General features: G+C 52.6%; 32 protein-coding genes and 1 other annotated feature. All 32 genes read left to right on the top strand.

From position 1 onward, the window contains the following. The first annotated feature begins 25 nt into the window (after positions 1–25). A complete protein-coding gene (gene nusG / locus B4113_RS01905) occupies positions 26–559 on the top strand; it encodes a transcription termination/antitermination protein NusG (RefSeq protein WP_033021037.1) in 534 nt (177 codons plus the stop codon). A gap of 238 nt (positions 560–797) precedes the next feature. Continuing rightward, a complete protein-coding gene (gene rplK, locus B4113_RS01900; RefSeq protein ID WP_033842689.1) occupies positions 798–1223 on the top strand; it encodes a 50S ribosomal protein L11 in 426 nt (141 codons plus the stop codon). Between the two features lie 163 nt (positions 1224–1386). Next, on the top strand, positions 1387–2088 hold the full coding sequence (gene rplA / locus B4113_RS01895) for a 50S ribosomal protein L1 (RefSeq protein WP_033021026.1): 702 nt from the start codon (positions 1387–1389) through the stop codon (positions 2086–2088). Between the two features lie 47 nt (positions 2089–2135). Next, positions 2136–2294 (top strand) — a sequence feature (ribosomal protein L10 leader region). A 51-nt stretch (positions 2295–2345) separates the two neighbouring features. Further along, positions 2346–2846, top strand: coding sequence for a 50S ribosomal protein L10 (rplJ, locus tag B4113_RS01890; RefSeq protein ID WP_033021021.1), 501 nt, complete (start codon positions 2346–2348; stop codon positions 2844–2846). A gap of 53 nt (positions 2847–2899) precedes the next feature. Next, positions 2900–3268 carry a 50S ribosomal protein L7/L12 gene (gene rplL, locus B4113_RS01885; RefSeq protein ID WP_033008641.1) on the top strand — a complete coding sequence of 123 codons (369 nt, stop codon included), beginning with the start codon at positions 2900–2902 and terminating at the stop codon, positions 3266–3268. 112 nt (positions 3269–3380) lie between these two features. After that, entirely contained in the window at positions 3381–3983 is a 603-nt protein-coding gene (locus B4113_RS01880; protein ID WP_033021019.1) for a class I SAM-dependent methyltransferase, read from the top strand. 408 nt (positions 3984–4391) lie between these two features. Further along, positions 4392–7964: a DNA-directed RNA polymerase subunit beta gene (gene rpoB / locus B4113_RS01875; RefSeq protein ID WP_033021017.1), complete on the top strand. Its 3573-nt coding sequence runs from the start codon at positions 4392–4394 to the stop codon at positions 7962–7964. A 113-nt stretch (positions 7965–8077) separates the two neighbouring features. Continuing rightward, complete coding sequence (rpoC, locus tag B4113_RS01870) at positions 8078–11677, top strand: DNA-directed RNA polymerase subunit beta' (RefSeq protein ID WP_033021013.1); 3600 nt, start codon at positions 8078–8080, stop codon at positions 11675–11677. Positions 11678–11809: 132 nt separating this feature from the next. Next, complete coding sequence (locus tag B4113_RS01865) at positions 11810–12058, top strand: 50S ribosomal protein L7ae-like protein (protein WP_033021011.1); 249 nt, start codon at positions 11810–11812, stop codon at positions 12056–12058. A 91-nt stretch (positions 12059–12149) separates the two neighbouring features. Beyond that, positions 12150–12572, top strand: coding sequence for a 30S ribosomal protein S12 (gene rpsL / locus B4113_RS01860; RefSeq protein ID WP_033021009.1), 423 nt, complete (start codon positions 12150–12152; stop codon positions 12570–12572). 39 nt (positions 12573–12611) lie between these two features. After that, positions 12612–13082 carry a 30S ribosomal protein S7 gene (gene rpsG, locus B4113_RS01855; RefSeq protein WP_033021007.1) on the top strand — a complete coding sequence of 157 codons (471 nt, stop codon included), beginning with the start codon at positions 12612–12614 and terminating at the stop codon, positions 13080–13082. Between the two features lie 171 nt (positions 13083–13253). Next, a complete protein-coding gene (gene fusA / locus B4113_RS01850; RefSeq protein ID WP_033021005.1) occupies positions 13254–15332 on the top strand; it encodes an elongation factor G in 2079 nt (692 codons plus the stop codon). 125 nt (positions 15333–15457) lie between these two features. Next, positions 15458–16645, top strand: a complete 1188-nt coding sequence (tuf, locus tag B4113_RS01845) for an elongation factor Tu (protein WP_033021003.1) — start codon at positions 15458–15460, stop codon at positions 16643–16645. A 437-nt stretch (positions 16646–17082) separates the two neighbouring features. Then, positions 17083–17391 carry a 30S ribosomal protein S10 gene (gene rpsJ, locus B4113_RS01835; protein WP_008881945.1) on the top strand — a complete coding sequence of 103 codons (309 nt, stop codon included), beginning with the start codon at positions 17083–17085 and terminating at the stop codon, positions 17389–17391. Positions 17392–17411: 20 nt separating this feature from the next. After that, positions 17412–18053 carry a 50S ribosomal protein L3 gene (rplC, locus tag B4113_RS01830; protein ID WP_033021002.1) on the top strand — a complete coding sequence of 214 codons (642 nt, stop codon included), beginning with the start codon at positions 17412–17414 and terminating at the stop codon, positions 18051–18053. Positions 18054–18082: 29 nt separating this feature from the next. Continuing rightward, a complete protein-coding gene (rplD, locus tag B4113_RS01825; protein ID WP_033021001.1) occupies positions 18083–18706 on the top strand; it encodes a 50S ribosomal protein L4 in 624 nt (207 codons plus the stop codon). Continuing rightward, positions 18706–18993 (top strand): 50S ribosomal protein L23, encoded by a 288-nt coding sequence (gene rplW / locus B4113_RS01820; protein ID WP_061912142.1) that lies wholly within the window; start codon positions 18706–18708, stop codon positions 18991–18993. The genes rplD and rplW overlap by 1 nt, the downstream gene beginning before the upstream one ends. Before the next feature lie 35 nt (positions 18994–19028). After that, complete coding sequence (rplB, locus tag B4113_RS01815) at positions 19029–19859, top strand: 50S ribosomal protein L2 (protein ID WP_033020998.1); 831 nt, start codon at positions 19029–19031, stop codon at positions 19857–19859. A 33-nt stretch (positions 19860–19892) separates the two neighbouring features. Then, complete coding sequence (gene rpsS / locus B4113_RS01810; RefSeq protein ID WP_003247570.1) at positions 19893–20171, top strand: 30S ribosomal protein S19; 279 nt, start codon at positions 19893–19895, stop codon at positions 20169–20171. Positions 20172–20189: 18 nt separating this feature from the next. Then, a complete protein-coding gene (gene rplV / locus B4113_RS01805) occupies positions 20190–20531 on the top strand; it encodes a 50S ribosomal protein L22 (protein ID WP_033020996.1) in 342 nt (113 codons plus the stop codon). A 3-nt stretch (positions 20532–20534) separates the two neighbouring features. Next, the gene (gene rpsC, locus B4113_RS01800) at positions 20535–21191 is read left to right on the top strand and encodes a 30S ribosomal protein S3 (RefSeq protein WP_033020994.1); all 657 of its coding nucleotides are present in this window, start codon (positions 20535–20537) and stop codon (positions 21189–21191) included. A 2-nt stretch (positions 21192–21193) separates the two neighbouring features. Continuing rightward, positions 21194–21619 (top strand): 50S ribosomal protein L16, encoded by a 426-nt coding sequence (gene rplP / locus B4113_RS01795; protein WP_011229627.1) that lies wholly within the window; start codon positions 21194–21196, stop codon positions 21617–21619. Further along, entirely contained in the window at positions 21619–21819 is a 201-nt protein-coding gene (gene rpmC, locus B4113_RS01790; protein WP_011229628.1) for a 50S ribosomal protein L29, read from the top strand. Before rplP ends, rpmC begins: the two co-directional genes overlap by 1 nt. Positions 21820–21844: 25 nt before the next feature. Continuing rightward, positions 21845–22108 carry a 30S ribosomal protein S17 gene (gene rpsQ, locus B4113_RS01785; protein WP_033008672.1) on the top strand — a complete coding sequence of 88 codons (264 nt, stop codon included), beginning with the start codon at positions 21845–21847 and terminating at the stop codon, positions 22106–22108. Between the two features lie 49 nt (positions 22109–22157). Beyond that, positions 22158–22526, top strand: a complete 369-nt coding sequence (gene rplN / locus B4113_RS01780) for a 50S ribosomal protein L14 (protein ID WP_033020993.1) — start codon at positions 22158–22160, stop codon at positions 22524–22526. A 36-nt stretch (positions 22527–22562) separates the two neighbouring features. Further along, positions 22563–22874 carry a 50S ribosomal protein L24 gene (gene rplX, locus B4113_RS01775; RefSeq protein ID WP_033020989.1) on the top strand — a complete coding sequence of 104 codons (312 nt, stop codon included), beginning with the start codon at positions 22563–22565 and terminating at the stop codon, positions 22872–22874. 27 nt (positions 22875–22901) lie between these two features. Continuing rightward, entirely contained in the window at positions 22902–23441 is a 540-nt protein-coding gene (gene rplE, locus B4113_RS01770; protein WP_033020988.1) for a 50S ribosomal protein L5, read from the top strand. A 26-nt stretch (positions 23442–23467) separates the two neighbouring features. Further along, positions 23468–23653, top strand: coding sequence for a type Z 30S ribosomal protein S14 (locus B4113_RS01765; protein ID WP_003247599.1), 186 nt, complete (start codon positions 23468–23470; stop codon positions 23651–23653). A 31-nt stretch (positions 23654–23684) separates the two neighbouring features. After that, positions 23685–24083 (top strand): 30S ribosomal protein S8, encoded by a 399-nt coding sequence (gene rpsH, locus B4113_RS01760; RefSeq protein ID WP_012820490.1) that lies wholly within the window; start codon positions 23685–23687, stop codon positions 24081–24083. Positions 24084–24115: 32 nt separating this feature from the next. Continuing rightward, positions 24116–24652, top strand: a complete 537-nt coding sequence (rplF, locus tag B4113_RS01755; protein ID WP_033020986.1) for a 50S ribosomal protein L6 — start codon at positions 24116–24118, stop codon at positions 24650–24652. Positions 24653–24685: 33 nt separating this feature from the next. Beyond that, positions 24686–25048, top strand: a complete 363-nt coding sequence (gene rplR / locus B4113_RS01750; protein ID WP_033020984.1) for a 50S ribosomal protein L18 — start codon at positions 24686–24688, stop codon at positions 25046–25048. A gap of 19 nt (positions 25049–25067) precedes the next feature. Then, positions 25068–25568, top strand: a complete 501-nt coding sequence (rpsE, locus tag B4113_RS01745) for a 30S ribosomal protein S5 (RefSeq protein ID WP_033020982.1) — start codon at positions 25068–25070, stop codon at positions 25566–25568.

Genomic DNA, 25568 nt, shown 5'->3' with positions numbered 1-25568 from the left:
AAAACCGCCCGAGGGAGGCTCGCTGATGGAGAAAAACTGGTATGTCGTCCATACCTATTCGGGATACGAAAACAAAGTGAAGGCGAATTTGGAAAAGCGTGTTGAATCGATGGGGATGCAGGATAAAATTTTTCGCGTCATCGTTCCGGAAGAGACCGAGACCGACGTGAAAAACGGAAAACGAAAAACGACCAAGAAAAAAGTGTTTCCTGGCTATGTGCTTGTTGAAATGGTCATGACGGACGACTCATGGTATGTAGTGCGCAATACGCCGGGGGTGACCGGATTTGTCGGCTCAAGCGGAGCCGGCTCAAAACCGACGCCGCTGATGGAGGAGGAAGTCAAACTAATTTTGAAGCGGATGGGCATGCCGCTCGCTGAGGTGGACGTCGACTACGAAGTGAACGAAATGGTCCGCATCAAAGAAGGGCCGTTTGCGAACTTTGTCGGGAAAATTGAAGCTATTGACCCAGACAAGCATAAAGTGAAACTGTTGATCGATATGTTTGGGCGCGAAACGCGGATGGAGCTCGAGTTTTCCCAAATTGAAAAAATCTAGCTGGATAAAGAACTTGCAATTACTAGGGAAAAGTGATACTATTTTAAAGTCAGTATGTCTCTGAACCGGAGACATCAAGCAATGAACTTATACCGGCGCGTATAAGGGAGCCTGTTATTGTTCTGCTGATCCTCTCAACGGAAACGGGAGATATCGAAACGGCTCATAAGATGGGGAGCCGGATGAGTGGGAGGGGCAATCCCTAATACCACATCACGGACGTAAGGAGGTGTGTCTCGTGGCGAAAAAAGTCATCAAGGTCGTCAAATTGCAAATTCCTGCAGGAAAAGCGAATCCGGCGCCGCCAGTAGGTCCTGCGCTCGGTCAAGCCGGTGTCAATATTATGGCGTTTTGCAAAGAGTTTAATGCTCGCACGGCTGATCAAGCAGGGTTGATCATTCCGGTTGAAATTACGGTTTTTGAAGACCGTTCGTTTACATTCATCACGAAAACGCCGCCTGCCGCTGTATTGCTGAAAAAAGCGGCTGGCATTGAATCGGGCTCCGGCGAACCGAACCGCAACAAAGTGGCGACGATCAAACGCGACAAAGTGCGTGAGATCGCCGAGCTGAAAATGCCGGATTTGAACGCGGCGAGCATTGAAGCCGCCATGCGCATGGTCGAAGGCACGGCCCGCAGCATGGGCATCGTGATTGAAGACTAATGCTGTCGCGCGGCTCGGGAGGAGAGGTTGCATCAAGTGGCAACCTCTTTCTCCATGAATGACACTTGCCTGCCGCGCCTTTCTTCACTTTCTTCGCGGGGTGAAGAGCGTTTCGTGTGGGAGGTTTTTTCCGCTACAACCACAACCGAGGAGGATGTTTTATATGCCAAAAAGAGGAAAAAAATACTTGGAAGCATTGAAGCTTGTTGATCGCTTTAAAGCGTACCCGATTGCCGAAGCGATCGAGCTCGTGAAGAAAACGAACGTAGCGAAGTTTGACGCCACGGTCGAAGTCGCGTTCCGTTTGGGCGTTGACCCGAAAAAAGCGGACCAGCAAATCCGCGGCGCTGTCGTCCTGCCGCATGGCACAGGGAAAGTCGCGCGCGTGTTGGTATTCGCGAAAGGGGAAAAAGCGAAAGAAGCGGAAGCCGCTGGCGCTGACTATGTCGGCGATACCGAATATATCAACAAAATCCAGCAAGGTTGGTTTGACTTTGACGTCGTCGTTGCTACGCCGGACATGATGGGCGAAGTCGGGAAACTCGGCCGCATCTTAGGCCCGAAAGGCTTGATGCCAAACCCGAAAACCGGAACCGTCACGTTTGATGTTGCGAAAGCGGTGCAAGAAATCAAAGCCGGGAAAGTGGAGTACCGCGTTGATAAAGCAGGGAACATCCATGTTCCAATCGGCAAAGTGTCGTTTGACAACGAGAAGCTGGCTGAAAACTTCGCCGCTGTTTACGAAGCGATTTTGAAAGCGAAGCCGGCGGCGGCGAAAGGGACGTACGTGAAAAACGTCACCATTACGTCAACGATGGGCCCTGGCATCAAAGTTGATCCGTCGACGGTAGCTGTCGCGCAATAACCGTTGACTTTTGCTTGCCCATCTGCTAAAATGCCATTTGGCTGAGCAAATGAATATCATTTGTACCGTAGACAGTAGGTGCCCGTTTGCGGCTTAATTTCCTACCGAGGTATGTGGACGATAGAACAGCGCGTCGTCTGTTTTCCGTTCGGTGCGCTGAACGATACCTCCATGTCTACGCGGCATGGAGGTTTTTGGTTGAACGCCCAAGCGGTATAAGTGGTATTCTTCGATTCTTTTCACAGGAGGTGCAGAACGTGTCGAGCGCGATTGAACTGAAAAAACAGGTCGTCGCTGAAATCGCGGATAAATTCCGGGCCAGCAAGGCGACGGTCATCGTCGACTACCGCGGCTTGAACGTGGCGGAAATGACCGAGCTGCGTAAACAGCTGCGTGAGGCGGGCATTGAGTTTAAAGTGTACAAGAACACATTAACCCGCCGGGCGCTCGCGGAAGTCGGCTTGGAAGGATTGGATGAAGTGTTTACGGGTCCGAACGCCATTGCCTTCAGCAATGAAGATGTCGTGGCGCCGGCGAAAATTTTAAGCGAATTTGCTAAAACGCACGAGGCGTTGGAAATCAAGGGCGGTGTCATTGAAGGAAACGTCGCCAGCAAAGAAGAAATCGATGCCTTGGCCAAACTCCCGTCCCGCGAAGGCTTGCTTTCGATGCTGCTTAGCGTCCTTCAAGCCCCGATCCGCAACTTGGCGCTTGCGGTTAAAGCGGTGGCTGACAAGCAAGAAGAGCAAGGCGCGTAACAGCGCGCTCGGATATGCGTAAACGATCATGATCAAAAAAGGAGGAAGTCACGATGACGAAAGAACAAATCATTGAAGCAGTGAAAAACATGACGGTATTGGAATTAAACGAACTTGTTAAAGCGATTGAAGAAGAATTTGGCGTAACGGCTGCGGCTCCGGTTGTTGTAGCGGGCGGCGCAGCGGCTGGCGCTGAAGCGGCGGCTGAGAAAACCGAATTCGATGTCATTCTCGCTGACGCTGGTGCGCAAAAAATCAAGGTCATCAAAGTCGTTCGTGAACTTACTGGCCTTGGCTTGAAAGAAGCGAAAGACTTGGTTGACAACACGCCGAAACCGATCAAAGAAGCTGTCTCCAAAGAAGAAGCTGAAGAAATTAAAGCAAAACTCGAAGAAGTTGGCGCGAAAGTCGAAGTCAAGTAATGGCTGCGCCGCTGAAAAAAGAGGCTGGCCCGAAGCAAGGGTCGGTCTCTTTTTTGTTACACTATGGGATGAAGGCGGTGCAATCTGTCAGCAAAAAAAGGAGGGAACGATCGTGAGTGAGCATTATTACTCGGTCCGTCCAGCGTCGGAGCGAAATCCGCAAACGTGGACGTACGTGCTGCGAGGACATGAATTCCGCTTCACGACGGACAGCGGAGTGTTTTCGAAACGTGACGTGGACTTTGGTACACGCTTGTTAATCGAAACGTTCGAAGAGCCTGAAGTGGCGGGGGATTGGTTGGATGTCGGCTGTGGATACGGGCCGATCGGGTTGGCCTTGGCTCGATCGTTTCCAGATCGGCGTGTTCACATGATTGACATCAACGAACGGGCGCTCGAGCTGGCGGAGACAAACAGGCGAGCCAATACGATTGCCAATGCGGTCGTTTATCAAAGCGACCTGTTTTCCGCAGTCGGCGAACAGCGGTTTGCGGCCATTATCACCAATCCGCCGATCCGGGCCGGCAAGCGGGTCGTGTACGCAATTTTTGAACAAAGCCGCGATCATCTGCTTGATCAAGGCGAGCTATGGGTGGTCATCCAAAAAAAACAAGGCGCCCCTTCCGCTTTGCAAAAGCTGAACGAATGGTTTCCCGTTGTAGAAGTCGTCGCCAAGAAAAAAGGATATTATATCATAAAGGCGAAAAAATGTTGACACCGTTTTTTGATTGTGGTAGCATTATAAAATGCTAAATAGGCACATTTCCCGTGTAAAGGGGAGACGTATAATTTTGTGTGCAATGGAAAAAATGATAAAATCCATAAGCAATGAACCATATGGTTTTCTATTGCAATAGAAACCATTTTCTTTTTTTCCCCATTCAACGCCTGGTTTCCTCGCACCGGGAGCGTGTTGAAATCCCCTTTCCCGAAACGGTGGTGCACGCAAGCAAAGCCGTTTCCGCCCGGACGGCGGGGGCCGGCCGCAAGCATGCCTGCTTTGCCCCGGAATGACGGAGCGGGCCAACTGATAGGGATGGTTTTTTATGTCCCTTCCGATCCGTTGGCGACCACGTTCCGGTTCCGGTTTTCATAATGTCTACATTTGAGGGGTGAATCACTCTTGACAGGCCGACTGGTTCAATACGGGCGACACCGCCAACGCAGAAGCTACGCACGCATTAGCGAAGTGCTGGAATTGCCGAACTTGATTGAAATTCAAACGTCCTCTTACCAATGGTTTCTCGATGAAGGGCTGCGGGAAATGTTCAAGGAAATTTCCCCGATCGAAGATTTTTCCGGCAATCTCTCGCTTGAATTTATCGACTATAGTTTAGGAGAGCCAAAATACTCGGTGGAAGAGGCGAAAGAACGCGATGTTACATATGCGGCTCCGCTTCGCGTCAAAGTTCGCCTGATCAATAAGGAAACGGGCGAAGTGAAGGAACAAGACGTGTTTATGGGTGATTTTCCGCTCATGACGGAAACCGGGACGTTTATCATCAACGGAGCGGAACGCGTCATTGTGTCCCAGCTCGTTCGTTCACCAAGCGTGTACTACAGCGACAAAGTGGACAAAAACGGCAAGCGCGGCTACTCGGCGACGGTGATTCCGAACCGCGGCGCATGGCTTGAGTACGAAACCGATGCGAAAGACGTCGTTTACGTGCGTATCGACCGCACCCGCAAACTGCCGGTGACGGTGCTTCTTCGTGCGCTCGGGTTCAGCTCCGACCAAGAAATCATCGATCTGCTTGGCGACAATGAATACTTGCGCAATACGCTCGAAAAAGATAATACCGACAGCACAGAAAAGGCGTTGATCGAAATTTATGAGCGCCTCCGTCCAGGCGAGCCGCCGACGCTTGAGAACGCGAAAAATTTGCTGGCGTCGCGCTTTTTTGACCCGAAACGCTACGACTTGGCCAGCGTGGGGCGCTATAAAATCAACAAAAAGCTTCATATTAAAAACCGGCTGTTCAATCAGCGGCTCGCTGAGACGATCGCCGACCCGGAAACCGGGGAGGTCATTGCGGAAGCGGGAGCGATGATCGACCGCCGAACGCTGAACCGTCTTCTTCCTTATTTGGAAAAAGGCATCGGTTTGCGAACGTACCGACCGATTGAAGGGGTGGCGGACGGCGACATTTCCGTGCAGACGGTCAAAATTTACGCCCCGAATGATTTAGATGGCGACAAAGTGATCAATGTCATCGGCAACGGCTTTATTGCTGAGGATGTGAAACATATTACGCCAGCGGACATCATTGCGTCGATCAGCTATTTCTTCAACTTGCTCCACGGCGTCGGCGATACGGATGACATCGACCATTTAGGCAACCGCCGCCTCCGTTCGGTCGGCGAACTGCTGCAAAACCAATTCCGCATCGGCCTATCGCGCATGGAGCGCGTTGTGCGCGAACGCATGTCGATCCAAGATACAAATACGATTACACCACAGCAGTTGATCAACATTCGGCCAGTCATTGCGTCGATCAAAGAGTTTTTCGGCAGCTCGCAGCTGTCGCAGTTCATGGATCAAACGAACCCGTTGGCCGAACTGACGCATAAGCGCCGCCTGTCCGCGCTTGGCCCTGGCGGATTGACGCGCGAGCGCGCCGGGTTTGAGGTGCGCGATGTTCACTATTCGCACTACGGGCGGATGTGTCCGATCGAGACGCCGGAAGGTCCGAACATCGGCCTCATCAACTCGTTGTCGACCTACGCGAAAGTGAACAAGTTCGGCTTTATTGAGACGCCGTACCGGCGCGTTGACCCGGAAACAGGGAGAGTAACCGACCATATTGATTATTTGACGGCCGACGAGGAAGATAACTATGTCGTGGCGCAGGCGAACGTGCCGCTTGCCGAAGACGGAACGTTTCTTGAAGAAAACGTCATCGCCCGTTTCCGCGGCGAAAACATCGTTGTCAAGCGCGACCGCGTCGACTACATGGACGTTTCGCCCAAACAAGTCGTCTCGGCCGCGACCGCTTGCATTCCGTTTTTGGAAAACGACGACTCGAACCGCGCCTTGATGGGAGCCAACATGCAGCGACAAGCGGTGCCGCTGCTCGAGCCGGAAGCGCCGATCGTCGGCACGGGCATGGAGTACGTCTCGGCGAAAGACTCCGGCGCGGCGGTCATTTGCAAACACCGCGGCATTGTCGAACGCGTGGAGGCGAAGGAAATTTGGGTGCGCCGGCTCATTGAAGTCGACGGCAAAGAAGTCAAGGGTGATTTAGATAAATATCGGCTGCTGAAATTTGTGCGCTCGAACCAAGGCACGTGCTACAATCAACGGCCAATTGTGAAAAAAGGCGACATTGTCGAGAAAGGCGAGATTTTGGCGGACGGTCCGTCGATGGATAAAGGCGAACTCGCTCTTGGCCGCAACGTGCTCGTCGCCTTCATGACATGGGATGGTTACAACTATGAGGATGCCATCATTATGAGCGAGCGGCTCGTCAAAGAAGATGTGTACACGTCAATTCATATCGAAGAATACGAAGCCGAATCGCGTGATACGAAGCTCGGCCCGGAAGAAATTACGCGCGACATCCCGAACGTCGGTGAAGACGCGCTGAGAAACTTGGATGAACGCGGCATCGTCCGCATCGGTGCAGAAGTGAAGGACGGCGACTTGCTCGTTGGCAAAGTGACGCCAAAAGGGATGACCGAACTGACGGCTGAAGAACGGCTGCTGCACGCGATCTTCGGGGAAAAAGCGCGCGAGGTGCGCGATACGTCATTGCGTGTGCCGCACGGCGGCGGCGGCATCGTCCTCGATGTCAAAGTGTTCAACCGCGAAGACGGCGACGAGCTTCCGCCAGGCGTCAACCAATTGGTGCGCGTTTACATTGTGCAAAAGCGAAAAATTTCCGAAGGTGACAAAATGGCTGGTCGCCACGGGAACAAAGGGGTCATTTCCCGTATTCTTCCGGAAGAAGATATGCCGTTCTTGCCGGATGGCACCCCGGTTGATATCATGCTAAACCCGCTCGGCGTTCCGTCGCGGATGAACATTGGGCAAGTGTTTGAGCTGCACCTTGGCATGGCGGCGAAAAAGCTCGGCTTGCATATCGCCTCTCCGGTCTTTGACGGCGCAACGGAAGAGGATGTATGGAACATTCTCGAAGAGGCCGGCATGGCCCGCGACGCGAAAACCGTGCTGTATGACGGCCGCACCGGTGAGCCGTTTGACAACCGCGTGTCAGTCGGGATTATGTACATGATCAAACTCGCCCACATGGTGGACGACAAGCTTCACGCTCGCTCGACGGGCCCGTATTCGCTCGTCACGCAACAGCCGCTTGGCGGCAAGGCGCAGTTTGGCGGCCAGCGCTTTGGCGAAATGGAAGTATGGGCGCTTGAGGCGTACGGAGCTGCCTATACGCTGCAAGAAATCCTAACTGTCAAGTCCGATGACGTCGTCGGCCGCGTCAAAACGTACGAGGCGATCGTCAAAGGGGAGAATATCCCTGAGCCGGGGGTGCCGGAGTCGTTTAAAGTGTTGATTAAGGAATTGCAAAGCTTGGGCATGGACGTCACGGTTTTGACGAGCGACGAGCAAGAGATCAACATGGAACACTTTGATGACGATGACGACCATGTTCCGGACGCCATTATGGCTGACGTCAAGCCGGTTGAAGCGGAAGAAGCTGACGAAGAAAAAGATGTCGTGACGAAAGAGTGAAGCGGTCATGACGGTTAGGCGGGGGGATTCCCCCGCCGCCGGCCGTTCGAGCGGATGGACGGCAAACAAGCCATGGAGCAAAACCGACGGATCAAATAAGGGAGGTATACCCCTTGCTGGATGTCAATAAATTTGAGTACATGAAAATCGGGCTCGCTTCCCCAGAAAAAATTCGTTCTTGGTCGTACGGCGAAGTGAAAAAGCCGGAGACGATCAACTACCGGACGCTGAAGCCGGAAAAGGACGGCCTGTTTTGCGAGCGCATTTTCGGCCCGACGAAAGACTGGGAGTGCCACTGCGGCAAATATAAGCGCGTTCGCTACAAAGGCGTCGTCTGCGACCGTTGCGGCGTCGAAGTGACGCGTTCGAAAGTTCGCCGCGAACGGATGGGCCATATTGAGCTCGCCGCCCCGGTGTCGCACATTTGGTATTTCAAAGGGATCCCAAGCCGAATGGGGCTCGTCCTTGACATGTCGCCGCGGGCGCTTGAGGAAGTCATTTATTTTGCTTCCTACGTCGTCACCGACCCGGGCGATACACCGCTTGAGAAAAAACAGCTGCTGTCGGAAAAAGAGTACCGCGCCTATCGCGAAAAATACGGCCAATCATTCCAAGCGTCGATGGGGGCGGAGGCGATCAAAAAACTGCTCCAGGACATTGATTTAGATAAAGAAGTCAACGCGCTGAAAGAGGAGTTGAAAACGGCGCAAGGTCAGCGGCGCACCCGCATCATTAAGCGCCTAGAGGTACTTGAGGCGTTCCGCAGCTCAGGAAACGATCCAGCATGGATGGTGCTTGATGTGCTGCCGGTCATTCCACCGGAATTGCGCCCGATGGTGCAGCTTGACGGCGGTCGGTTTGCGACGTCGGACTTAAACGATTTGTACCGCCGCGTCATCAACCGCAACAATCGGCTGAAACGGCTTCTCGACCTCGGCGCGCCGAACATTATCGTCCAAAACGAGAAACGGATGTTGCAAGAGGCCGTTGATGCGTTGATCGACAACGGCCGCCGCGGCCGTCCGGTGACGGGTCCCGGGAACCGTCCGTTAAAGTCGCTCTCTCATATGCTGAAAGGGAAGCAAGGCCGCTTCCGGCAAAACTTGCTCGGCAAGCGGGTCGACTATTCCGGCCGTTCCGTCATTGTCGTCGGCCCGAACTTGAAAATGTATCAATGCGGCTTGCCGAAAGAAATGGCGCTTGAGCTGTTTAAGCCGTTTGTTATGAAGGAGCTTGTCGAGCGGGGCTTGGCGCACAACATTAAAAGCGCGAAACGGAAAATCGAGCGCGTCCATCCGGAAGTATGGGATGTGCTCGAAGATGTCATTAAAGAACATCCGGTGCTGTTAAACCGCGCCCCGACGCTGCACCGTCTCGGCATTCAGGCGTTCGAGCCGACGCTTGTCGAAGGGCGGGCGATCCGTCTTCATCCGCTCGTTTGTACGGCGTACAACGCCGACTTCGACGGCGACCAAATGGCCGTGCACGTGCCGTTGTCGGCTGAGGCGCAAGCCGAAGCGCGCTTGTTGATGTTGGCGGCGCAAAACATTTTGAACCCGAAAGACGGCAAACCGGTCGTTACCCCATCGCAAGACATGGTTTTAGGAAACTACTACTTGACGATGGAGCGCGAAGGGGCCATCGGCGAAGGCATGGTGTTCAAAGACACGGACGAGGCGTTGCTTGCTTATCATAACGGTTACGTCCATCTCCATTCGCGCATCGCCATTCATGCCGGCTCGCTGAACAACGAAACGTTTACTGAGGAACAAAACAGCAAGCTGCTCCTGACGACCGTCGGCAAGCTCATTTTCAATGAAATTTTGCCGAAGTCGTTCCCGTACATCAACGAGCCGACAACGGAAAACATTGAAGGGCGGACGCCGGATAAGTACTTCCTTGACAAAGGGGTCAACGTGCGCGAAGAGATTCGCAAACGCGAGCCTGTCCCGCCGTTTAAGAAAAAAGTGCTCGGGCAAATTATCGCTGAAGTGTTCAAGCGTTTCAAAATTACTGAAACATCGAAAATGCTTGACCGGATGAAAGACCTCGGCTTCCAATATTCGACGAAGGCGGGCATCACGATCGGTGTCGCTGACATCGTCGTTTTGCCGGAAAAACAAGAAATTTTGGATGAAGCGCAAACGAAAGTCGATACGGTTTTGAAGCAGTTCCGCCGCGGATTGATTACCGACGAAGAGCGGTATGAGCGCGTCATTTCCATCTGGAGCGCGGCGAAAGACAAAATTCAAGACCGGCTGATGAAATCGCTCGACAAGCGCAACCCGATTTTTATGATGAGCGATTCCGGCGCTCGCGGGAACGCCTCGAACTTTACGCAGCTTGCGGGGATGCGCGGCTTGATGGCCAACCCGGCCGGCCGGATCATCGAGCTGCCGATCAAGTCGTCGTTCCGCGAAGGTTTGACGGTCTTGGAATACTTTATCTCCACACACGGCGCGCGGAAAGGGTTGGCGGATACGGCGCTCAAAACAGCCGACTCGGGTTACCTCACGCGCCGCCTCGTCGACGTGGCGCAAGACGTCATCGTCCGCGAGGAAGATTGCGGCACCGACCGCGGCATTTTGGCGCGAGCGCTGACCGACGGCACAGAAGTGGTGGTCAAGCTCGAGGAACGGCTTGTCGGCCGCTATGCGCATAAAACGGTGCGCCATCCGGAAACGGGAGAGGTGATCGTTCGCAAAGACGAGATGATCACCGAAGATATCGCCAATGAGATCGTGAAAGCCGGCATAACGGAAGTGTGGATTCGCTCCGTCTTCGCCTGCAACACGCGCCATGGCGTCTGCAAAAAATGTTATGGCCGCAACATGGCGACCGGCATGGACGTCGAAGTTGGCGAAGCGGTCGGCATCATCGCCGCTCAGTCGATCGGCGAGCCGGGCACGCAGCTGACGATGCGGACGTTCCATACAGGCGGCGTCGCCGGCGATGATATCACCCAAGGGTTGCCGCGGGTGCAAGAGCTGTTTGAAGCGCGCAATCCGAAAGGGCAAGCCGTGATTTCGGAAATCGACGGCACGGTTATTTCGATTAACGAAACGCGCGACAACCAATATGAAATCGTCGTCCAAAGCGAGGTGGAAACGCGCACGTACGTAGCGCCGTACAACGCGCGGCTGAAAGTCCAAGAAGGGCAGGGTGTCGAACGCGGCCAAGAGCTGACGGAAGGCTCGGTTGACCCGAAACAGCTGCTGCGCGTGCGCGACATCACGTCCGTCCAAGAATACTTGCTCCGCGAAGTACAAAAAGTTTACCGGATGCAAGGGGTGGAAATCAGCGATAAGCACATTGAGGTCATGGTGCGGCAAATGCTGCGCAAAGTGCGCGTCATTGATGCCGGAGACACCGACGTGCTGCCGGGCACGCTGTTGGACGTTCATCAATTTACGGACGTCAATGCCCAAGCTCTGCGCGAAGGAAAACGCCCGGCCACGGCTCGTCAAGTGCTGCTTGGCATTACCAAAGCCTCGCTGGAGACCGATTCGTTCTTGTCGGCTGCTTCGTTCCAAGAAACAACGCGCGTCTTGACGGATGCAGCCATCAAAGGAAAACGCGATGAGCTCCTTGGCTTGAAGGAAAACGTCATTATCGGAAAATTGGTCCCGGCCGGAACCGGCATGGCTCGCTATCGCAACGTAAAACCGGCCATCAAGAAAGAAACGGCCGGCGACCCGGTTTCGTCCAAATAATGTGAACGGCGCCGCCCGCTAAGGTTATCCTTAGCGGCGGCACCGACTGCAAAATGCTGTTGACAATCGCCAAAGAAAATGGTAGTCTAATAAAGGTGTTCCAACAACCTGGTACTTTGGAGGATATGTTACATGTCTTATGAAAAAGTATTACAGGCTGGGAAAATTGTGATTGGAACCAAACAAACGATAAGGGCTTTAAAGGAAGGGAAAGCGGTAGAAGTGATCGTGGCGACGGATGCCGACTCGCCGATCATCGAGCAAGTGACGACGGCCGCCAATGAGGCGAATGTGCCGGTCACGAAAGTCGATTCGATGAAAAAGCTCGGCAAAGCTTGCAAAATCCAGGTCGGCGCGGCCGCGGTGGCGATTCTTCGCTAAGCGCTTTTCTTTTGCCTTTAAACCTTTGTTTGCATAAAAGATGAACCGCCTGGATATGTGGGCTTAAAACACGCGAAAGGAGGAGCTTTTCATGCCTACAATCAACCAACTGGTCCGCAAAGGACGCGAGAAAAAAGTATTTAAGTCAAAATCCCCTGCGTTGAACAAAGGGTACAACAGCTTCAAAAAAGAACAAACGAACGTGTCGTCTCCGCAAAAGCGCGGCGTATGCACGCGTGTTGGCACAATGACGCCGAAAAAACCGAACTCGGCGCTTCGGAAGTACGCCCGTGTCCGCCTGACGAACGGCATTGAAGTAACGGCCTATATTCCGGGGATTGGCCACAACTTGCAAGAGCATAGCGTTGTGTTGATCCGCGGCGGACGTGTCAAAGACTTGCCAGGGGTGCGCTACCATATCATCCGCGGCGCGCTCGATACCGCTGGCGTAGCGAACCGGATGCAAGGTCGTTCGAAGTACGGTGCGAAAAAACCAAAAGCAGCGAAAAAATAATGAAATGAAGAGAATGTTTTCCTGAAGGGAGGAAACACTATGCCACGTAGAGGCCCTGTTGCTAAGCGTGACGTATTGCCGGATCCGATTTACAATTCCAAACTGGTTACCCGTCTGATCAATAAAATTATGGTTGACGGCAAAAAATCGAAAGCACAAAAAATTCTTTATACATCGTTTGATATGATCCGTGAACGCACGGGTAAAGATCCGATGGAAGTGTTTGAGCAAGCGTTGAAAAACGTGATGCCGGTGTTGGAAGTGCGCGCTCGCCGCGTCGGTGGGGCGAACTACCAAGTTCCGGTCGAAGTCCGTCCGGACCGCCGCATTTCCCTCGGTCTGCGTTGGCTCGTGCAATACGCCCGCCTTCGCAATGAAAAAACGATGGAAGAGCGCTTGGCAAACGAAATTATGGACGCTGCCAACAACACGGGCGCAGCGGTGAAAAAACGCGAAGACACGCACAAAATGGCCGAAGCGAACAAAGCTTTCGCCCACTACCGCTGGTAAGGACCGCCGCTTAACTTAAAAGGAATAGGTGAGAAGGCACGATCGCTGCCTGTTCACCTATCTTCCTATATATTGGAGCTTTTTTCAGCAAGGCTGTTCCGCTTTGTGAAAGAAAAGAGGGCGGCGCCATCTGTTTATACTTTATATTGAAGGAAGGAGAAAATAACCGCTATGGCACGAGAGTTCTCCTTAGAAAACACTCGCAACATCGGGATCATGGCGCACATTGACGCCGGGAAAACGACGACAACCGAGCGGATCTTGTTCTACACCGGCCGCGTTCATAAAATCGGGGAAGTGCACGAAGGCGCAGCCACGATGGACTGGATGGAGCAAGAACAAGAACGCGGGATTACGATTACGTCGGCGGCGACAACGGCGCAATGGAAAGGCCATCGCATCAACATCATTGACACGCCGGGGCACGTCGACTTTACGGTTGAGGTTGAGCGGTCGTTGCGCGTGTTGGACGGCGCGATTACCGTATTGGACGCGCAATCCGGCGTAGAGCCGCAAACGGAAACCGTTTGGCGTCAAGCAACGACTTACGGTGTTCCGCGGATTGTGTTTGTCAACAAAATGGACAAAATCGGCGCCGATTTCTTGTATGCGGTAAAAACGCTTCATGACCGCCTGCAAGCAAACGCGCATCCAGTGCAGCTGCCGATTGGCGCTGAGGACCAGTTTTCTGGCATCATCGACCTTGTCGAAATGTGCGCGTATCATTATCACGATGAGCTCGGCAAAAACATCGAGCGCATCGACATTCCGGAAGACTACCGCGATATGGCGGAAGAATATCACGCCAAGCTCATTGAAGCGGTAGCTGAGCTTGACGAAGAGCTGATGATGAAATATTTAGAAGGGGAAGAAATCACGAAAGAAGAGTTGAAAGCGGCGATCCGCAAAGCGACGATCAGCGTGGAATTCTTCCCGGTCTTCTGCGGCTCGGCCTTCAAAAACAAAGGCGTTCAGCTGCTGCTTGACGGGGTTGTCGACTACTTGCCGTCTCCGATCGACATTCCGGCGATTCGCGGTATCGTTCCGGATACGGAAGAAGAAGTGACTCGCGAAGCGCGTGACGACGCTCCATTTGCGGCGCTCGCGTTCAAAATCATGACCGACCCGTATGTTGGAAAATTGACGTTCTTCCGCGTCTATTCCGGCACGCTTGATTCCGGCTCGTACGTCATGAACTCGACGAAACGCAAACGCGAACGGATCGGCCGTCTCTTGCAAATGCACGCGAACCACCGGCAAGAAATTTCGAAAGTGTATGCCGGCGATATTGCGGCCGCAGTCGGTTTAAAAGACACGACGACCGGCGATACTCTATGTGATGAGAAAAATCTTGTCATTCTTGAATCGATGCAGTTCCCAGAGCCGGTCATTTCGGTGGCGATCGAACCAAAATCGAAAGCCGACCAAGACAAAATGAGCCAAGCGTTGCAAAAATTGCAAGAAGAAGACCCGACATTCCGCGCTCACACCGATCCGGAAACGGGACAAACGATCATCTCGGGAATGGGCGAGCTGCATCTTGACATCATCGTCGACCGGATGCGCCGTGAATTCAAAGTCGAAGCGAACGTCGGCGCGCCGCAAGTCGCTTACCGTGAAACGTTCCGCAAATCGGCGCAAGTCGAAGGGAAGTTTATCCGTCAGTCCGGTGGCCGCGGTCAATACGGTCACGTTTGGATTGAATTTTCGCCAAACGAGCGCGGCAAAGGCTTCGAATTCGAGAACGCCATCGTCGGTGGGGTCGTTCCGAAAGAATACGTGCCAGCCGTTCAAGCGGGGCTGGAAGAAGCGATGCAAAACGGCGTCTTAGCCGGCTATCCGGTTGTCGACATTAAAGCGAAACTGTTCGACGGATCGTACCACGATGTCGACTCGAGCGAAATGGCGTTCAAAATCGCCGCTTCCATGGCGCTGAAAAACGCCGCCGCGAAGTGTGATCCGGTTCTGTTGGAGCCGATCATGAAAGTGGAAGTGGTCATTCCTGAAGAGTACCTTGGTGACATCATGGGTGACATCACGTCCCGGCGCGGCCGCGTTGAGGGAATGGAAGCGCGCGGCAACGCTCAAGTCGTTCGCGCGATGGTGCCGCTGGCCGAAATGTTCGGTTATGCGACATCGCTCCGTTCGAACACGCAAGGGCGCGGAACATTCTCGATGGTGTTTGATCATTACGAAGAAGTTCCGAAAAACATCGCCGATGAAATTATCAAAAAAAATAAAGGCGAATAATTGATTTCTTTTGCTAGTTTCGCTATAAATACTTATGTAAGTAAGACTTGGGAACATTTTGTTCCCAAGCATCCTATACTTAACAACCATATCCATTATATTTTCATTTTTAAGGAGGATCTCTCATGGCTAAAGCGAAATTCGAACGCACGAAACCGCACGTCAACATCGGCACGATCGGCCACGTTGACCATGGGAAAACGACGTTGACAGCTGCCATCACGACGGTTTTGGCAAAACAAGGAAAGGCGGAAGCGAGAGCATACGACCAAATCGACGCGGCTCCGGAAGAGCGTGAGCGCGGAATCACGATCTCGACGGCGCACGTTGAGTATGAAACGGACAATCGCCACTATGCGCACGTTGACTGCCCAGGGCACGCGGACTACGTCAAAAACATGATCACGGGCGCAGCGCAAATGGACGGTGCAATCCTTGTTGTATCGGCAGCGGACGGTCCGATGCCGCAAACGCGCGAGCACATTCTTCTCTCCCGCCAAGTTGGCGTTCCGTACATCGTTGTGTTCTTGAACAAATGCGACATGGTGGACGACGAAGAATTGCTTGAGCTCGTTGAAATGGAAGTTCGCGATCTGCTCTCTGAATACGACTTCCCGGGCGATGAAGTGCCGGTCATCAAAGGTTCGGCATTAAAAGCGCTCGAAGGCGACCCGCAATGGGAAGAAAAAATTCTTGAACTGATGAACGCGGTTGACGAGTACATCCCGACGCCGCAACGTGAAGTAGACAAACCGTTCATGATGCCGATCGAGGACGTCTTCTCGATTACGGGCCGCGGTACGGTTGCGACGGGCCGTGTTGAGCGCGGTACGTTGAAAGTCGGCGATCCGGTTGAAATCATCGGTCTTTCCGATGAACCGAAATCGACGACGGTTACGGGCGTAGAAATGTTCCGCAAGCTTCTCGACCAAGCGGAAGCCGGCGACAACATCGGTGCGCTTCTCCGCGGTGTATCGCGCGATGAAGTTGAGCGCGGTCAAGTGTTGGCGAAACCAGGCTCGATCACGCCGCATACGAAATTTAAAGCGCAAGTTTACGTTTTGACGAAAGAAGAAGGCGGACGCCATACGCCGTTCTTCTCGAACTACCGTCCGCAATTCTACTTCCGTACGACGGACGTAACGGGCATCATCACGCTTCCGGAAGGCGTTGAGATGGTTATGCCTGGCGACAACGTCGAAATGACGGTCGAACTGATCGCTCCGATCGCGATCGAAGAAGGAACGAAATTCTCGATCCGTGAAGGCGGTCGCACGGTTGGCGCTGGTTCGGTATCGCAAATCATTGAATAATTGAAGCGAAAAGAGGGTGTCCGGAAACGATCGGGACACCCTCTTTCGTTTTCTTTCAAGTTGTGCGATCTTGAACGGCGGCGTTTTTTCGGTCAGCCTTTTTCTTTTGCCTGTTTGGCCAAAAGAGCGACGCCTCCAACGTTGGTTCACCCTTTTTCTTCGAGCAAGCTAGGTGCTTAGCATGAGCTCCTCCAACCTTCCCTTTCCCGAGGCGATGTTGAAAACGGCCCGGTGCCTCGGTATAATGAAGAAGTGTGGGAAAAGCGAAGAAATGGCTTGCAATCTCCCTTACATACCAGTATAATATCAAATGTTGGTCTTTGACTGCGATGAAGCGGAAGGTTGCTGACACACCCGGCCGCTTTGCCACGGCGGTGTGCAGGAAATTTCCGTGGAGAAGTCTATTTTCAAAATAGGCGAAGAAGGAGGGAAACCAAATGGCAAAAGAAAAAATTCGCATTCGTTTAAAAGCTTACGATCATCGAATTTTGGATCAGTCAGCGGAGAAAATTGTGGAAACCGCAAAACGTTCTGGGGCAAAAGTGTCGGGTCCGATTCCGCTGCCGACAGAAAGAACGGTGTATACGATCCTGCGCGCCGTTCACAAATACAAAGACTCCCGTGAACAATTCGAGATGCGGACACATAAGCGCTTGATTGACATCATCAATCCGACTCCGCAAACGGTGGATTCGTTAATGCGATTGGATTTGCCGTCCGGTGTGGACATTGAAATTAAACTTTAATGGATTGGGAGGTGTGACCAATGACGAAAGGAATCTTAGGAAGAAAAATCGGTATGACGCAAGTATTTGCGGAAAACGGCGATTTGATTCCGGTAACTGTCATCGAAGCGACGCCGAACGTCGTTTTGCAAAAGAAAACGATCGAAAACGACGGTTACGAAGCGATTCAATTAGGATTTGAAGACATTCGCGAAAAGCGCGCCAACAAACCGCAAATCGGCCATGCTGCCAAAGCAAACACGGCACCTAAGCGCTTCATTCGCGAAATCCGCGGCGCCAACGTGGATGAATACGAAGTGGGTCAAGAAGTGAAAGTGGACATTTTCAGCGAAGGCGACATCGTGGACGTCACAGGCACTTCGAAAGGGAAAGGGTTCCAAGGGGCCATCAAGCGCCACGGCCAATCGCGCGGACCAATGGCTCACGGTTCTCGCTACCATCGTCGCCCTGGTTCGATGGGGGCCATCGCGCCGAACCGCGTATTCAAAACGAAAAACTTGCCGGGCCGCATGGGTGGCGAGCGTGTGACGATCCAAAACTTGAAAATCGTCAAAGTCGATCCGGAACGCAACTTACTGCTCATTAAAGGCAATGTGCCAGGACCGAGAAAAGGCTTAGTAATTGTCAAAAGCGCTGTGAAAGCGGCGAAGAAGGCGAAATAACATCCGGCCAAGAAAGGAGGAACTACGTAATGCCAAAAGTAGCATTGTACAACCAAAACGGACAGACAGTCGGCGAAATTGAACTGAACGACGCCGTTTTTGGGATTGAGCCAAATAAACATGTGTTGTTTGAAGCAGTCATCATGCAACGCGCTTCGATGCGCCAAGGAACGCACAAAACGAAAAACCGCGCTGAAGTGAGCGGCGGCGGCCGCAAACCGTGGCGTCAAAAAGGGACAGGACGCGCCCGCCAAGGTTCGATTCGCGCTCCGCAATGGCGCGGCGGCGGCACGGTCTTCGGTCCGGTACCGCGCAGCTACAGCTACAAACTGCCGAAAAAAGTTCGCCGTTTGGCGATCAAATCGGCTTTGTCTTCGAAAGTGCTCGAAAACGACATCGTTGTCTTGGACCAATTGTCGTTGGAAGCGCCGAAAACGAAAGAAATGGTAAAAATTTTGAACAACCTCTCGGTTGACCGGAAAGCGCTCATTGTCACCGACGAATTGAACGAAACCGTGTATTTGTCGGCGCGCAACATCCCGGGCGTCAAAGTGGTGGCGGCCAGCGGCATCAATGTGCTTGATGTGCTGAACCACGACAAGCTCGTCATTACGAAGGCGGCCGTGGAGAAGGTAGAGGAGGTGCTTGCATAATGAAAGACCCTCGCGACATTATTAAGCGCCCCATCATCACGGAAAACACAATGGACTTGATCGGGCAAAAAAAATATACGTTTGAAGTCGACGTCAAAGCGAACAAAACGGAAGTAAAAGACGCCGTTGAGAAAATTTTTGGCGTCAAAGTCGAAAAAGTCAACATCATGAACTATAAAGGGAAATTTAAACGCGTCGGCCGTTACAGCGGCTATACGAACCGCCGCCGCAAAGCGATCGTGACGCTGACGCAGGACAGCAAAGAGATCGAACTGTTCGAAGTGTAACGAACTCATATTTGTGACGAAGGAGGGACATTCCGATGGCGATTAAAAAATATAAACCGACATCGAACGGCCGTCGCGGCATGACGGTGCTGGATTTCTCGGAAATTACGACAGATCAGCCAGAAAAATCGCTGCTCGCTCCGTTAAAGAAAAAAGCGGGCCGCAACAACCAAGGGAAAATCACGGTTCGCCATCAAGGCGGTGGCCATAAACGCCAATACCGGATCATCGACTTTAAACGCGACAAAGACGGAATTCCGGGACGCGTTGCTACGATCGAATACGATCCGAACCGTTCCGCCAATATCGCGCTCATCAACTATGCTGATGGCGAGAAGCGCTACATTATCGCGCCGAAAAACTTAAAAGTCGGCATGGAAATCATGTCCGGCCCGGACGCAGACATTAAAGTGGGCAATGCGCTGCCGCTTGAGAACATCCCGGTCGGTACGCTCGTCCACAACATCGAGCTGAAACCAGGCCGCGGCGGGCAATTGGTGCGCGCAGCCGGCACGTCAGCCCAAGTGCTTGGGAAAGAAGGAAAATATGTCATCGTTCGTCTTGCTTCCGGCGAAGTGCGCCTGATTTTAGGCAAATGCCGCGCTACGGTCGGCGAAGTCGGCAACGAGCAGCATGAGCTTGTCAACATCGGGAAAGCGGGCCGCGCTCGCTGGCTTGGCATTCGTCCGACAGTCCGCGGTTCGGTCATGAACCCGGTTGACCATCCGCACGGCGGTGGTGAGGGCAAAGCGCCAATCGGACGCAAATCGCCGATGACGCCGTGGGGCAAACCGACGCTTGGCTACAAAACGCGCAAAAAGAAAAACAAATCGGATAAATTCATCATCCGTCGCCGCAAGAAGTAATGAACGAGCGCAATTCAGAAGGGAGGTTCACTTATGGGTCGCAGCTTGAAAAAAGGTCCGTTTTGCGATGAACATTTGATGAAAAAGATTGAAAAATTGAATGAAACAGGGCAAAAACAAGTGATCAAAACATGGTCTCGCCGTTCGACGATCTTCCCGCAATTTGTCGGGCATACGATCGCAGTGTACGATGGCCGTAAACACGTTCCCGTTTACATCACGGAAGACATGGTCGGGCACAAGCTCGGGGAATTCGCGCCGACGCGCACGTTCCGCGGCCATGCCGGCGATGACAAGAAAACGAAACGGTAATGAGAGGAGGTTCTAGATATGCAAGCTAAAGCAGTTGCGAGAACCGTTCGCATCGCTCCTCGCAAAGCGCGCTTAGTCATTGACTTGATTCGTGGCAAAGAAGTCGGCGAAGCGTTCGCGATTTTGCGCCATACGCCAAAAGCGGCTTCTCCGATCATCGAAAAAGTATTGAAATCAGCGGTCGCCAACGCTGAGCACAACTATGACATGGACGTTACCAACTTGGTGGTTTCTCAAGCCTATGTCGATGAAGGTCCGACGCTGAAACGTTTCCGTCCGCGCGCGATGGGACGGGCAAGCGCCATCAACAAACGCACAAGCCATATTACGATCGTCGTTTCAGAAAAGAAGGAGGGATAATCCGTGGGTCAAAAGGTTCATCCGATCGGTCTGCGCATCGGCATCATTCGTGACTGGGAATCAAGATGGTATGCGGAAAAAGACTACGCCGATCTGCTGCACGAAGACTTGAAAATCCGTGAATATCTCAACAAACGCCTGCAAGATGCGGCCGTTTCCCGCGTGGAGATCGAACGGGCAGCCAACCGCGTCAACGTCACGATCCATACGGCGAAACCGGGCATGGTGATCGGGAAAGGTGGCTCTGAAGTCGAAGCGCTCCGCAAAGCGCTCGCGCAGCTGACGGGCAAGCGGGTTCATATCAACATCGTTGAAATTAAAAAGCCGGATTTGGACGCGAAACTTGTCGCTGAAAATATCGCTCGCCAATTGGAAAACCGCGTTTCGTTCCGCCGGGCGCAAAAACAAGCCATTCAACGGGCGATGCGCGCCGGGGCGAAAGGGATCAAAACGATGGTATCCGGCCGTTTAGGCGGGGCCGATATCGCTCGTTCGGAACATTACAGCGAAGGGACGGTTCCACTCCATACGTTGCGCGCTGACATTGACTATGCGACGGCAGAAGCCGACACGACGTACGGAAAAATCGGCGTCAAAGTATGGATTTATCGTGGGGAAGTCCTTCCGACTAAGAAAAAAGCCGAGGAAGGAGGAAAATAATCATGTTGATGCCAAAACGCGTCAAATATCGCCGCGAACATCGCGGACGGATGAAAGGCCGCGCGAAAGGCGGTACGGAAGTTCATTTCGGTGAATTTGGCTTGCAAGCATTGGAATCGGCCTGGATTACGAACCGGCAAATCGAAGCGGCTCGCCGGGCGATGACTCGTTACATGAGACGGGGCGGGAAAGTATGGATCCGCATTTTCCCATCCAAACCGTATACCGCCAAGCCGCTTGAAGTGCGGATGGGTTCCGGTAAAGGGGCGCCGGAAGGCTGGGTTGCCGTTGTGAAACCGGGCAAAGTAATGTTTGAAGTGGGCGGTGTTTCTGAAGAAGTGGCACGTGAAGCATTGCGTCTCGCTTCTCACAAACTTCCGATCAAATGCAAATTTGTAAAACGTGAAGAAACTGGTGGTGAAGCGTAATGAAAGCGAAAGAAATCCGTGAGTTGACCACTGCCGAAATCGAACAAAAAATTAAAGCGTTGAAGGAAGAACTGTTCAACCTTCGCTTCCAGCTGGCGACCGGCCAATTGGAAAACACGGCGCGCATCCGTCAAGTGCGCAAAGACATCGCCCGCATGAAAACGATCATTCGCGAACGTGAGCTCGCTGCCAATAAATAATGTTGTTTGAGAGGAGGTTTGCGAAATGAGCGAACGCAATCAACGCAAAGTGTACGTTGGACGGGTTGTATCGGACAAAATGGACAAAACGATCACCGTATTGGTGGAAACGTACAAAAAACATCCGCTGTACGGCAAGCGCGTGAAATATTCGAAAAAATACAAAGCGCACGATGAACATAACGAAGCGAAAGTCGGCGACATCGTCAAAATCATGGAGACTCGCCCGCTGTCGGCCACGAAACGCTTCCGTTTGGTCGAAATCGTTGAGAAAGCCGTTGTTCTCTAATGGTTCTTCGCTTAGTTCGGAGAGATAATTCCGAAAGGAGGTTTCGTCGATGATTCAACAAGAATCTCGCTTGAAAGTAGCTGATAACTCTGGCGCACGCGAAGTGCTCGTCATTAAAGTGCTTGGAGGCTCGGGCCGCCGCTATGCGAACATCGGCGACATCGTGGTCGCTACGGTTAAAGATGCGACACCAGGTGGCGTTGTTAAAAAAGGTCAAGTCGTGAAAGCGGTCGTTGTTCGCACGAAACGCGGAGTGCGCCGTCCGGATGGCTCTTACATCCGTTTTGACGAAAACGCCTGCGTCATCATCCGCGATGACAAAAGCCCGCGCGGCACGCGGATTTTCGGACCGGTTGCCCGCGAACTGCGCGACAAAGACTTCATGAAAATCATTTCGTTGGCCCCGGAAGTTATCTAACGGAACGGAACAGCGTTTCAAGGAGGTGCGAATGCGATGCATGTAAAAAAAGGTGATAAAGTGCAAGTGATCTCCGGAAAAGACAAAGGCAAACAAGGCGTCATCCTCGCGGCATTTCCGAAGAAAAACCGCGTCATCGTCGAAGGCGTCAACATCGTGAAAAAGCACGCGAAACCATCGCAAGCCAACCCGCAAGGCGGCATTATCGAAAAAGAAGCGCCGATCCATGTTTCCAAAGTGATGCCGCTCGATCCGAAAACAGGCGAACCGACGCGCATTGGCTATAAAGTGGTTGACGGCAAAAAAGTGCGCTACGCGAAAAAATCCGGAGAGATTTTAGATAAATAACCGTGACGCAGGAAAGGAGGTACTTTTATGAACCGCCTGAAAGAGAAGTATGTAAATGAAGTCGTTCCTGCTCTCATGAGCAAGTTCAACTATAAATCGATCATGCAAGTGCCAAAAATCGAAAAAATCGTCATCAACATGGGCGTCGGCGACGCGGTGCAAAATCCGAAAGCGTTAGACAGCGCCGTTGAAGAGCTGACATTGATCTCCGGCCAACGTCCAGTAGTGACACGCGCGAAAAAATCGATCGCTGGCTTCCGCCTGCGCCAAGGAATGGCGATCGGGGCGAAAGTGACGCTGCGCGGCGAACGGATGTATGAGTTTCTCGATAAGTTGATTTCGGTCTCGCTTCCGCGCGTGCGCGACTTCCGCGGCGTATCGAAAAAATCGTTTGACGGCCGCGGCAACTATACGCTCGGCATTAAAGAACAGCTCATTTTCCCAGAGATCGACTACGATAAAGTGAACAAAGTGCGCGGCATGGACATCGTGATCGTCACAACGGCCAACACCGACGAAGAAGCGCGCGAATTGCTGGCATTGCTCGGCATGCCATTCCAAAAATAATCCCATAGCACAAGGGAGGCGAAATCGTGGCTAAAAAATCGATGATCGCGAAACAAAAACGGACGCCGAAGTTTAAAGTAAGAGCGTACACCCGCTGCGAGCGCTGCGGCCGCCCGCACTCGGTTTACCGCAAATTTAAACTGTGCCGTATTTGTTTCCGTGAACTCGCATATAAAGGTCAACTTCCAGGCATTAAGAAAGCCAGCTGGTAATCACCCATTGATTGGGAAGGAGGTAAAACAAATGGTGATGACAGATCCAATTGCTGATATGCTGACTCGCATCCGCAATGCGAACATGGTGCGTCACGAAAAACTCGAAGTCCCGGCTTCGAAAATCAAGCGGGAAATCGCCGAAATCTTAAAGCGCGAAGGGTTTATTCGTGATTATGAATATATCGAAGACAACAAACAAGGGATTCTCCGCATTTTTCTGAAATACGGCCCGAACAACGAACGTGTCATTACCGGGCTGAAACGCATCAGCAAGCCAGGATTGCGCGTGTATGTCAAAGCCCATGAAGTGCCGCGCGTCTTAAACGGCTTAGGAATCGCCATTCTTTCGACATCGCAAGGCATTTTAACGGACAAAGAAGCACGGCAAAAAGGCACGGGCGGCGAAGTGATCGCCTACGTTTGGTAATTTATCTGCTCAAGAATGGAGGTGTTTTTGACATGTCACGTGTCGGCAAAAAACCAATTGAAATTCCGGCCGGTGTTACGGTTACGATCAACGGCAATACGGTCACGGTGAAAGGGCCAAAAGGGGAACTGACCCGCACGTTCCACCCGGATATGACGATCACCGTTGAGGGCAACGTGATGACGGTGACGCGTCCAAGCGATGAAAAACAACATCGTGCGCTGCACGGCACAACGCGCAGCCTGCTCGCCAACATGGTCGAAGGCGTTTCGAAAGGCTACGAAAAAGCGCTCGAACTCGTTGGGGTCGGATACCGGGCGTCGAAACAAGGGAAAAAGCTGGTGTTGAGCGTCGGTTATTCTCATCCGGTCGAAATTGAGCCGGAAGAAGGGCTTGAAATTGAAGTGCCGTCCCAAACGAAAATCATCGTCAAAGGCGCAGACAAACAGCGCGTCGGCGAGCTGGCGGCCAACATTCGCGCCGTACGTCCGCCGGAGCCGTATAAAGGCAAAGGCATTCGCTACGAAGGCGAACTGGTGCGCTTAAAAGAAGGCAAAACGGGTAAATAACGCGGCATAGCGAAGCGAAAGGAGTGACATTCGATGATCACGAAAGTGGATCGAAACGCGGTTCGGAAAAAAAGACACGCACGCATCCGCAAAAAAATCTTTGGCACGGCTGAACGTCCGCGGTTGAGCGTGTTCCGTTCGAACAAACACATTTACGCGCAAGTGATCGACGATACGAAATCGGCAACGATCGTCAGCGCCTCGACATTGGATAAAGAATTCACTTTGGATTCGACAAACAACATTGAAGCGGCGAAGAAAGTCGGCGAACTCGTCGCCAAGCGGGCGTTGGAAAAAGGCATTAAACAAGTCGTCTTTGACCGCGGCGGGTATTTGTACCACGGCCGAGTGAAAGCATTAGCGGATGCCGCCCGTGAAACTGGTCTAGAATTCTAATTACAAAGGAGGGACAACGATGCGTCGTATCGACCCAAACAAACTTGAATTGGAAGAACGTGTAGTCGCAGTCAACCGTGTAGCAAAAGTCGTGAAAGGCGGACGCCGCCTGCGCTTCTCTGCCTTGGTTGTCGTCGGCGACAAAAACGGCCATGTCGGCTTTGGCACTGGGAAAGCGCAAGAAGTTCCGGAAGCGATCCGCAAAGCGATTGAAGATGCGAAGAAAAACTTAATTGAAGTGCCGATCGTTGGCACGACGATTCCACACGAAGTGATCGGCCACTTTGGCGCTGGAGAAATCATTTTAAAACCGGCTTCCGAAGGTACGGGAGTCATCGCCGGCGGTCCGGCGCGCGCCGTTTTGGAGCTGGCAGGCATCAGCGACATTTTGTCGAAGTCCATTGGTTCGAACACACCGGTCAACATGGTGCGTGCCACGTTTGACGGCTTAAAACAATTGAAACGCGCCGAAGACGTCGCAAAATTGCGCGGCAAAACAGTCGAGGAACTGTTAGGATAA

It is taken from the genome of Geobacillus sp. B4113_201601 (genome assembly GCF_001587475.1).
GTDB lineage: Bacteria > Bacillota > Bacilli > Bacillales > Anoxybacillaceae > Geobacillus > Geobacillus icigianus.
This window is presented reverse-complemented; position numbering and strand designations above follow the sequence as displayed.

Excerpts from the sequence above, each read along its gene's own strand:
- rplV (WP_033020996.1), top strand. The coding sequence starts at position 20,190 with ATGCAAGCTAAAGCAGTTGCGAGAACCGTTCGCATCGCTCCTCGCAAA.
- rplP (WP_011229627.1), top strand. The coding sequence starts at position 21,194 with ATGTTGATGCCAAAACGCGTCAAATATCGCCGCGAACATCGCGGACGG.
- B4113_RS01865 (WP_033021011.1), top strand. The coding sequence starts at position 11,810 with ATGTCTTATGAAAAAGTATTACAGGCTGGGAAAATTGTGATTGGAACC.
- rplC (WP_033021002.1), top strand. The coding sequence starts at position 17,412 with ATGACGAAAGGAATCTTAGGAAGAAAAATCGGTATGACGCAAGTATTT.
- rplB (WP_033020998.1), top strand. The coding sequence starts at position 19,029 with ATGGCGATTAAAAAATATAAACCGACATCGAACGGCCGTCGCGGCATG.
- rpsS (WP_003247570.1), top strand. The coding sequence starts at position 19,893 with ATGGGTCGCAGCTTGAAAAAAGGTCCGTTTTGCGATGAACATTTGATG.
- rplR (WP_033020984.1), top strand. The coding sequence starts at position 24,686 with ATGATCACGAAAGTGGATCGAAACGCGGTTCGGAAAAAAAGACACGCA.
- rpsL (WP_033021009.1), top strand. The coding sequence starts at position 12,150 with ATGCCTACAATCAACCAACTGGTCCGCAAAGGACGCGAGAAAAAAGTA.
- rpsG (WP_033021007.1), top strand. The coding sequence starts at position 12,612 with ATGCCACGTAGAGGCCCTGTTGCTAAGCGTGACGTATTGCCGGATCCG.
- nusG (WP_033021037.1), top strand. The coding sequence starts at position 26 with ATGGAGAAAAACTGGTATGTCGTCCATACCTATTCGGGATACGAAAAC.
- rpmC (WP_011229628.1), top strand. The coding sequence starts at position 21,619 with ATGAAAGCGAAAGAAATCCGTGAGTTGACCACTGCCGAAATCGAACAA.
- rplN (WP_033020993.1), top strand. The coding sequence starts at position 22,158 with ATGATTCAACAAGAATCTCGCTTGAAAGTAGCTGATAACTCTGGCGCA.
- rpsH (WP_012820490.1), top strand. The coding sequence starts at position 23,685 with ATGGTGATGACAGATCCAATTGCTGATATGCTGACTCGCATCCGCAAT.
- tuf (WP_033021003.1), top strand. The coding sequence starts at position 15,458 with ATGGCTAAAGCGAAATTCGAACGCACGAAACCGCACGTCAACATCGGC.
- rplX (WP_033020989.1), top strand. The coding sequence starts at position 22,563 with ATGCATGTAAAAAAAGGTGATAAAGTGCAAGTGATCTCCGGAAAAGAC.
- rpsQ (WP_033008672.1), top strand. The coding sequence starts at position 21,845 with ATGAGCGAACGCAATCAACGCAAAGTGTACGTTGGACGGGTTGTATCG.
- rpsE (WP_033020982.1), top strand. The coding sequence starts at position 25,068 with ATGCGTCGTATCGACCCAAACAAACTTGAATTGGAAGAACGTGTAGTC.
- rplW (WP_061912142.1), top strand. The coding sequence starts at position 18,706 with ATGAAAGACCCTCGCGACATTATTAAGCGCCCCATCATCACGGAAAAC.
- fusA (WP_033021005.1), top strand. The coding sequence starts at position 13,254 with ATGGCACGAGAGTTCTCCTTAGAAAACACTCGCAACATCGGGATCATG.
- rplL (WP_033008641.1), top strand. The coding sequence starts at position 2,900 with ATGACGAAAGAACAAATCATTGAAGCAGTGAAAAACATGACGGTATTG.
- rplF (WP_033020986.1), top strand. The coding sequence starts at position 24,116 with ATGTCACGTGTCGGCAAAAAACCAATTGAAATTCCGGCCGGTGTTACG.
- rpsJ (WP_008881945.1), top strand. The coding sequence starts at position 17,083 with ATGGCAAAAGAAAAAATTCGCATTCGTTTAAAAGCTTACGATCATCGA.
- rplD (WP_033021001.1), top strand. The coding sequence starts at position 18,083 with ATGCCAAAAGTAGCATTGTACAACCAAAACGGACAGACAGTCGGCGAA.
- rplE (WP_033020988.1), top strand. The coding sequence starts at position 22,902 with ATGAACCGCCTGAAAGAGAAGTATGTAAATGAAGTCGTTCCTGCTCTC.
- rplA (WP_033021026.1), top strand. The coding sequence starts at position 1,387 with ATGCCAAAAAGAGGAAAAAAATACTTGGAAGCATTGAAGCTTGTTGAT.